This is a genomic window from Streptomyces sp. NPDC101151 (assembly GCF_044768335.1).
In the GTDB taxonomy this organism is placed as follows: domain Bacteria; phylum Actinomycetota; class Actinomycetes; order Streptomycetales; family Streptomycetaceae; genus Streptomyces.
On the sequence record NZ_JBIWPP010000007.1, the window covers coordinates 278,282 to 284,529 of the forward strand.

6 protein-coding genes are annotated in these 6,248 nt (G+C 70.7%); 3 read left to right on the forward strand and 3 right to left on the reverse strand.

Annotated features, from left to right (window positions below; all coding sequences use genetic code 11):
• Positions 1 to 49: 49 nt before the first annotated feature.
• Complete coding sequence (locus ACIRU3_RS16535; RefSeq protein ID WP_010358452.1) at positions 50 to 730, reverse strand: response regulator transcription factor; 681 nt, start codon at positions 728 to 730, stop codon at positions 50 to 52.
• The gene (locus ACIRU3_RS16540; protein WP_404056733.1) at positions 727 to 2,019 is read right to left on the reverse strand and encodes a sensor histidine kinase; all 1,293 of its coding nucleotides are present in this window, start codon (positions 2,017 to 2,019) and stop codon (positions 727 to 729) included. The genes ACIRU3_RS16535 and ACIRU3_RS16540 overlap by 4 nt, the downstream gene beginning before the upstream one ends.
• A 233-nt stretch (positions 2,020 to 2,252) precedes the next feature.
• Between ACIRU3_RS16540 and phoU the strand changes: the two genes are divergently transcribed.
• Positions 2,253 to 2,942 carry a phosphate signaling complex protein PhoU gene (phoU, locus tag ACIRU3_RS16545; RefSeq protein WP_404056735.1) on the forward strand — a complete coding sequence of 230 codons (690 nt, stop codon included), beginning with the start codon at positions 2,253 to 2,255 and terminating at the stop codon, positions 2,940 to 2,942.
• 412 nt (positions 2,943 to 3,354) lie between these two features.
• Here the strand turns inward: phoU and ACIRU3_RS16550 are convergent, their stop codons facing one another.
• Complete coding sequence (locus ACIRU3_RS16550; protein ID WP_404056737.1) at positions 3,355 to 4,200, reverse strand: GAF and ANTAR domain-containing protein; 846 nt, start codon at positions 4,198 to 4,200, stop codon at positions 3,355 to 3,357.
• Between the two features lie 187 nt (positions 4,201 to 4,387).
• On the opposite strand from ACIRU3_RS16550, the gene ACIRU3_RS16555 reads away from it, so the two are divergent.
• On the forward strand, positions 4,388 to 4,510 hold the full coding sequence (locus ACIRU3_RS16555; protein WP_404056739.1) for a hypothetical protein: 123 nt from the start codon (positions 4,388 to 4,390) through the stop codon (positions 4,508 to 4,510).
• Between the two features lie 822 nt (positions 4,511 to 5,332).
• Entirely contained in the window at positions 5,333 to 5,764 is a 432-nt protein-coding gene (locus ACIRU3_RS16560; RefSeq protein ID WP_404056741.1) for a CAP domain-containing protein, read from the forward strand.
• Positions 5,765 to 6,248: the final 484 nt, after the last annotated feature.

The following is a 6,248-nucleotide window of genomic DNA, read 5'->3' on the forward strand; positions in this document are numbered from 1 at the left end:
CGGCACCCGGTACGGGTGCCGCCCTCGGTTCGTGACCGTGCGGGTCGGTTTACGGCTCGAACTTGTAGCCCAGACCGCGGACCGTCACCAGGTAGCGCGGCGCCCCCGGGTCCGGCTCGATCTTGGCGCGCAGACGCTTGACGTGGACGTCGAGGGTCTTGGTGTCGCCCACGTAGTCGGCGCCCCAGACCCGGTCGATGAGCTGCATACGGGTCAGGACGCGGCCGGCGTTGCGCAGCAGCATCTCCAGCAGGTCGAACTCCTTCAGCGGGAGGTCGACCTTCGAACCCGACACCGTCACCACGTGGCGGTCCACGTCCATGCGGACCGGGCCCGCCTCCAGCGCGGCCGGGGTGACCTCCTCCGGCTCGCCGCGGCGGCGCAGGACGGCCCGGATACGGGCCACCAGCTCACGGGAGGAGAAGGGCTTGGTGACGTAGTCGTCGGCTCCTATTTCGAGACCGACGACCTTGTCGATCTCACTGTCCTTGGCCGTCACCATGATCACGGGAACGTTGGAGCGGCCGCGCAGCTGACGGCACACCTCCGTGCCGGGCAGCCCCGGCAGCATCAGGTCGAGGAGGACGAGGTCGGCGCCGTTGCGCTCGAACTCGTCGAGTCCGTCGGGGCCGGTGGCCGCGACGGCGACCTCGAAGCCCTCCTTGCGGAGCATGTACGACAGGGCGTCGGAGAAGGACTCCTCGTCCTCGACGACGAGCACTCGGGTCACGGAAGGACCTCCGGGGCGGGAAGCGTTTCGTACGCGGTTTGGTCGGGGGATACGCCGGAACCGGGGGATCCGGAAGTTGAGTGTGCGGCCTGACCGGCCTCGTCGTCGAGGTCGGGGTGCTGTTGCGCGCGGTCGCGGGCCACACCCGCCTCCGGCAGCCTGAGGGTGAAGGTGGAGCCCTGGTTCTCGGCGCTCCAGACCGTGACTTCCCCGCCGTGCGAGGCGACCACGTGCTTGACGATCGCGAGACCCAGACCGGTGCCTCCGGTGGCCCGGGAGCGGGCCGGGTCGACGCGGTAGAAGCGCTCGAAGATGCGCTCCTTGTCCCGGTCCGAGATGCCGATGCCCTGGTCCGTGACGGCCAGCTCGATCATGTCGCCGCCGGAGGCGTTGATCCGGCGGGCGGCTATGCCGACACGGGTGCGGGCCGGGGAGTAGTTCACGGCGTTCTCGACCAGATTGCCGAGAGCGGCGGCGAGCTGCCCGCGGTTGCCCCAGACGTGCAGGTCGGCGGTGCCGCCGGCGGCCATGGTGATCTGCTTGGTGCCGGCCTGGTGCCGACAGCGGTCGATCGCCTCGGCGACCAGCTCGTCCACCCGGACGGGCTCGGCGTCCTCCAGCGGATCGTCGTTCTGCACCCGCGAGAGGTCGATCAGCTCCTGCACCAGGTTGGTCAGCCGGGTCGCCTCGATCTGCATCCGGCCCGCGAAGCGCTGTACCGCCTCGGGGTCGTCGGAGGCGTCCATGACGGCCTCGGAGAGCAGGGAGAGCGCGCCGACGGGAGTCTTCAGCTCATGGCTCACGTTGGCCACGAAGTCACGTCGTACGGCCTCGATCCGGCGGGCTTCGGTGAGGTCCTCGACCAGCAGCAGGACCAGGCGGGAACCGAGGGGGGCCACGCGCGCGGAGACGGCGAGGGCCTCGCCCCGTCCGGTGCCGCGCCTGGGCAGGTCCAGTTCGACCTGGCGTATCTCCCCGTCCCGTCTGGTGTCCCGGGCCATCTGGAGCATCGGCTCCACGGCGAGCTTGCCGCCGCGGACCAGCCCGAGGGCGTAGGCGGCGGAGCTGGCCTTGACGACGGCGTCGGCCTCGTCGAGGACGACGGCCGAGGAGCGGAGCACGGAGAGAACCGTGTCCACTCCGGGCGGGAGTACGGGATCGGTGTGCAAAGAAGTCCTGGTCGGTCGCTTCTGGTCGCGTTCGCTCCAGCGAAACGCCAGCATGGCGATGACACCGGTGAGTACCCCGGCGATCGCTGCCGCTGCGGCGACCGCCGCGTTCACGTCCATGCCTCCAGGTTAAGCAGGGCGTACGACAAGACCACAGCCGTCGAGGTGCGACCTCGGACACTCGTCGCCCAGAGTTCACCTTGGAGCCAGTAGTGGTTCATTTGGGGTGGCAGAAACGGACGCGTGCGAGTCAGAACGTGGGAGCGTGGGGTTCGCACCGCTGGTTGCGCCACGGGGCGCGTGGTGTCACAGCCCCTGGAACCCCCGAAGCACACGTACGAGAGGGAACCCTGATGCGGGACGCGTACCACGAGGAACTGGACTCGATCGGCGACGGTCTGGTGGAGATGGCCCGGCTGGTCGGGTCGGCGATCGGGCGCGCCACGACCGCCATCCTCGACTCCGATCTGAAGCTGGCCGAGAGCGTGATCGAGGCGGACCAGAAGGTCGACGAGCTCCAGCACGACCTGGAGGCTCGGGCGATAGCCCTGCTCGCCCGCCAGCAGCCGGTGGCGACGGACCTCCGTATCGTCGTCACGTCGCTGCGCATGTCCGCCGACCTGGAGCGCTCCGGCGACCTCGCCCAGCATGTGGCGAAGCTTGCCCGGCTGCGCTTCCCGAACCGTGCGGTCCCGCACGACCTGCACGCCACCATCCTGGAGATGGGTCAGCTCGCGCAGCGCCTGATGGCGAAGGCGGCCGAGGTGATCGTGACGAAGGACGTCGACCTCGCCCTCCAGCTGGAGCACGACGACGACGCGATGGACCTGCTGCATCGCACCCTCTTCCAGCACCTGATCGACGAGCGCTGGAAGCACGGCATCGAGACGGCCGTCGACGTGACCCTGCTGGGCCGCTACTACGAGCGGTACGCCGACCACGCGGTGGCCGTCGCCAAGCGTGTCGTCTTCCTGGTGACGGGTGAGCACGCGGACGAGCTGCAGCAGGACATCCAGCCCGTCACCGGGGTCGACGGCGCCTGACCCGGCAGCGGGCCCCAGGGGGCTCGAAAGCCGTGGGGCGGGGCGCGTGGGCGCCTCTGTGCGCCGTTGATGCGCCCAGAGAAACGGGCATGCAATGGGCGAGGGCACCAGGCCCCCGTGTCGAGGAGGGACCCATGGCCGAATCCCCCAGCACCAAGCCCGACCCCACTCAGGAGCGCGAGACCGACCAGCCCGCCGAGGTCAGGAGCCTGCCGCTCGTCGCCGCGTGCGGCTGCGGTTCCGGCTGCGGTTGCGGTTGCCAGCAGGGCGCTCCCTGCCAGTGTGGCTGACGGCGTACGACCTGTGAGGGGCCCCGGTGAGCACCGGGGCCCCTTGCTGTACGACCGGCCGGCCCGGTCAGGACTCGCGGCACCGCGGCACCGGTTCAAGACCGCCCGCCGCCGCCCTGCCCCTACTCGTCTGCGTCCCCTTCTCCGCTCTCCCCGCCTCTGCTCTCGCCGCAGCGGACGTCCGGCTCCGGCCGGAAGCGGAGTCTGCGGGCCAGGACCTTCCGGGCGATCTGGCTGATGGTGCGGCCCTCGGCGAAGGCGCGGGCGCGCATCCGGTCCAGGGCCTGCTCGGGATCCGCGTCGAGCTGCACCATGACCATGCCCACCGCCCGGTGGACCTCGGTGTGGCCGGCTCCCGAGGCCCCCACCCAGGACGCCACCTCGTCCACGGCTCCCTCTTCGGTGCCGGCGCACGTGGACCGGAGATCCAACAGCGCGCACGTGACGGCGTCCCGCACCCACAGCGCGATCCGCAGATCCGGCTCGGACAGCCCGCCGACGCGGTCGCAGTACAGGTCGAGGGTGCCGATGACGGCGTCGCTGACGCCCAGGGGCAGCGAGAACACCGCGGACACGCCGAGCCCGACGGCTTCGTGCGCGAAGATCGGCCAGCGGCAGGCGTCCCGCCGACCGGCGAGATCGGCGGCGAGGACCGGGGCGCCCCGGTCGAGAGCGGTCTGACCGGGTCCGTCGCCCACCGTGTACTGCAATTCGGCGAGCCGTGCGGCGACGCGGTCAGTGGCGCACCAGGTCATCTGGACCCCGCGCCCGCCCGAGATCGACACGGAGGCACCGGTGACCGGCAGCAGCCGTACGCCCTCCTCGCACAGCGCATCGGGAATCCGCCGCGGATCCCCGGCCGCCCGGGCGGCAGCGACCAGCACCTCGCCGACCCGCAACCGCCCCTCCGCCTCGGGCGGCCCACCACCACCGGCCGACTGCGCGGACTGCTTGGACTGCAAGGTCATCACCCCTGTCATGACGTGTGGTGATCCCGATCGGCACCTGCCGGGTTCCCCTATTGCGGGAAGTACCACGCGCGAAGCCACGAACGAACCGGGGCGGGGACCCGCTGTACCGGCGGCATCCGGTGCCCTAGAAGGGCCGGCCTGATCCTCTGGCGCAGCAAGGTCCTGGTTGAATCAAGCACCCGTCGTGATCCTCGACGACATGCCGGAAGACGCGGCCGAGATCACGGTCGGCGCCAGCCGCGATGTCGGAGCGCGGGTGGAGGTGAGGCAGCAGCCGGAACCGCGCTTCCCCGGTCCTGTCGTCTGACGGACCGCTCCTGCGGCCGGGTGGTTGTCGTTGGCCATTTCCTGATGACACGCCAGAGCCTCGCCGGCCTGTGCCTGCTGCGCACAGCGAAGCGGCAATTGACAGATGCGGGGCCGACGACGAATCGACCCACCTGCGTGCGGCGTCGCGGAGTCTGGCGGCGTGGGTTGCGTGTGCAGGGATGGAGTGGAGGAGGGACCCGCTGGAACAACTGCAGTGCCGTGCGGCCCCCATCGAGCCGCCCGGCCGCTCCTCGCCAACGCTTCACGGGGAAGACCATCTCTCGTACGGCCGGGGCGAGTTACGACTCGGCCATGTCGGTGAAGAACCCGGTCGCGGAGGCGGCGGGTCGGCCGGCGAGGACGCGCACCGCGCTGCATCGGGCAGGTGCCGGAGGGCCGGCGGCGCGCGGCTGCCGCGCCAGACGGGCACCTGCCGGAACTGGCGGCGCTGGTGAACTCAAGGAGCAGGCAGGGCAGGCAGGACCTGACCGGGCAGGGTCTCCTGGTCCGTCCCCCGCATCGGATAGCGATCAGAGGAGCCGGATGGCAGTCTGAGAGGTGGATCCAAGTTTCGGGGAGCCCCTCACACCGATCGACACCGCTGTTCGTGATCGCGGGAGGTGGAACTTCCATGAGAAACCGGGCCTCACTCACCGGAACCGCAGTGGGCCTGGTGGTGGCCGGAGCCCTGTCGACGACACTCGTACCGTTCACCGCGTCGCCGGCCTGGGCCCAGGAGTGCGTAGCCTCCGCTCGCACTCCGAGCCACAGCCATTCCCATCGTGCCGACCGCCGCAACCGTGAGGTGAGGGATGCGGTCATGTGCCTCATCAACGCCCAGCGCGCGCAACGCGGTCTTGCAGCACTGACCTACAACCAGAACCTGACGACAGCGGCTCACCAGCACGCCTCCGCGGCCGTGCAGCAGAAGTGGTGGGGACCGGGCAAGGACTCGCACACCAACCCGCAGACGGGCTCGACACCGCAGAGCCGTATCCCGGGAGCCGGCTACTGCCCGAACCCCGTGTCCTGGCGGGTCGCCGAGATCACCAACACCGGCTGGGGCGGCAGGGGTACGCCGAACGCCGCCGTCGACTGGTGGATGAACTCACCGCCCCACCGGGCGAACATCCTCGACCCCGGACTGCGTGAGATCGGGCGCTGGGCTGAGGCCGGTGCGGCCGACCCGGCCGGAACAGGCGCGAGCGGAGCCGGAACGTACGTCGTCACCTTCGGCAGCTGCCAGCAGTGACGCACCGGCAAACCCGGGCCTCAGCAGTGTCCTTCGGCGCCGGCCCGAGCCGTGCCTCGGCCGCTCACGTGGACAGCGTTGGCCGCCAGGGACCGGTCGAGACTTGAGCGACGGGCGGCCACTGCGCAGTGGGATTGCTGCTCGGGTCAGAGACAAGTCCGGGGCAAGAACGGGTGGACGACGCTCTGTTCGGCGAGGTGCCGCTCAGGCTGCGGCGAGGGCCCGAGTCGGCGGCAGCGGTCGCTCGAGGGGTTGCAGCGCCGGGCCACCACCTGTGACTGGTGGTGCGCCCGCGCTCGCAATGGCTTTGCCGGTCGCTCAAGGAGCGAACCACGCGATGCACGCGGCATTGATCGGTCATCCCTCAGGGTGCCCACTCTTCGGGCACGCAGCGGCAGCGGCAGCGGCAGCGGCAGCGGCAGCGGCAGCGGCAGCGGCAGCGGCAGCGGCAGCGGCAGCGGCAGCGGCAGCGGCAGCGGCAGCG

Excerpts from the sequence above, each read along its gene's own strand:
- phoU (WP_404056735.1), top strand. The coding sequence starts at position 2,253 with ATGCGGGACGCGTACCACGAGGAACTGGACTCGATCGGCGACGGTCTG.
- ACIRU3_RS16560 (WP_404056741.1), top strand. The coding sequence starts at position 5,333 with ATGTGCCTCATCAACGCCCAGCGCGCGCAACGCGGTCTTGCAGCACTG.
- ACIRU3_RS16550 (WP_404056737.1), bottom strand. The coding sequence starts at position 4,200 with ATGACCTTGCAGTCCAAGCAGTCCGCGCAGTCGGCCGGTGGTGGTGGG.
- ACIRU3_RS16540 (WP_404056733.1), bottom strand. The coding sequence starts at position 2,019 with ATGGACGTGAACGCGGCGGTCGCCGCAGCGGCAGCGATCGCCGGGGTA.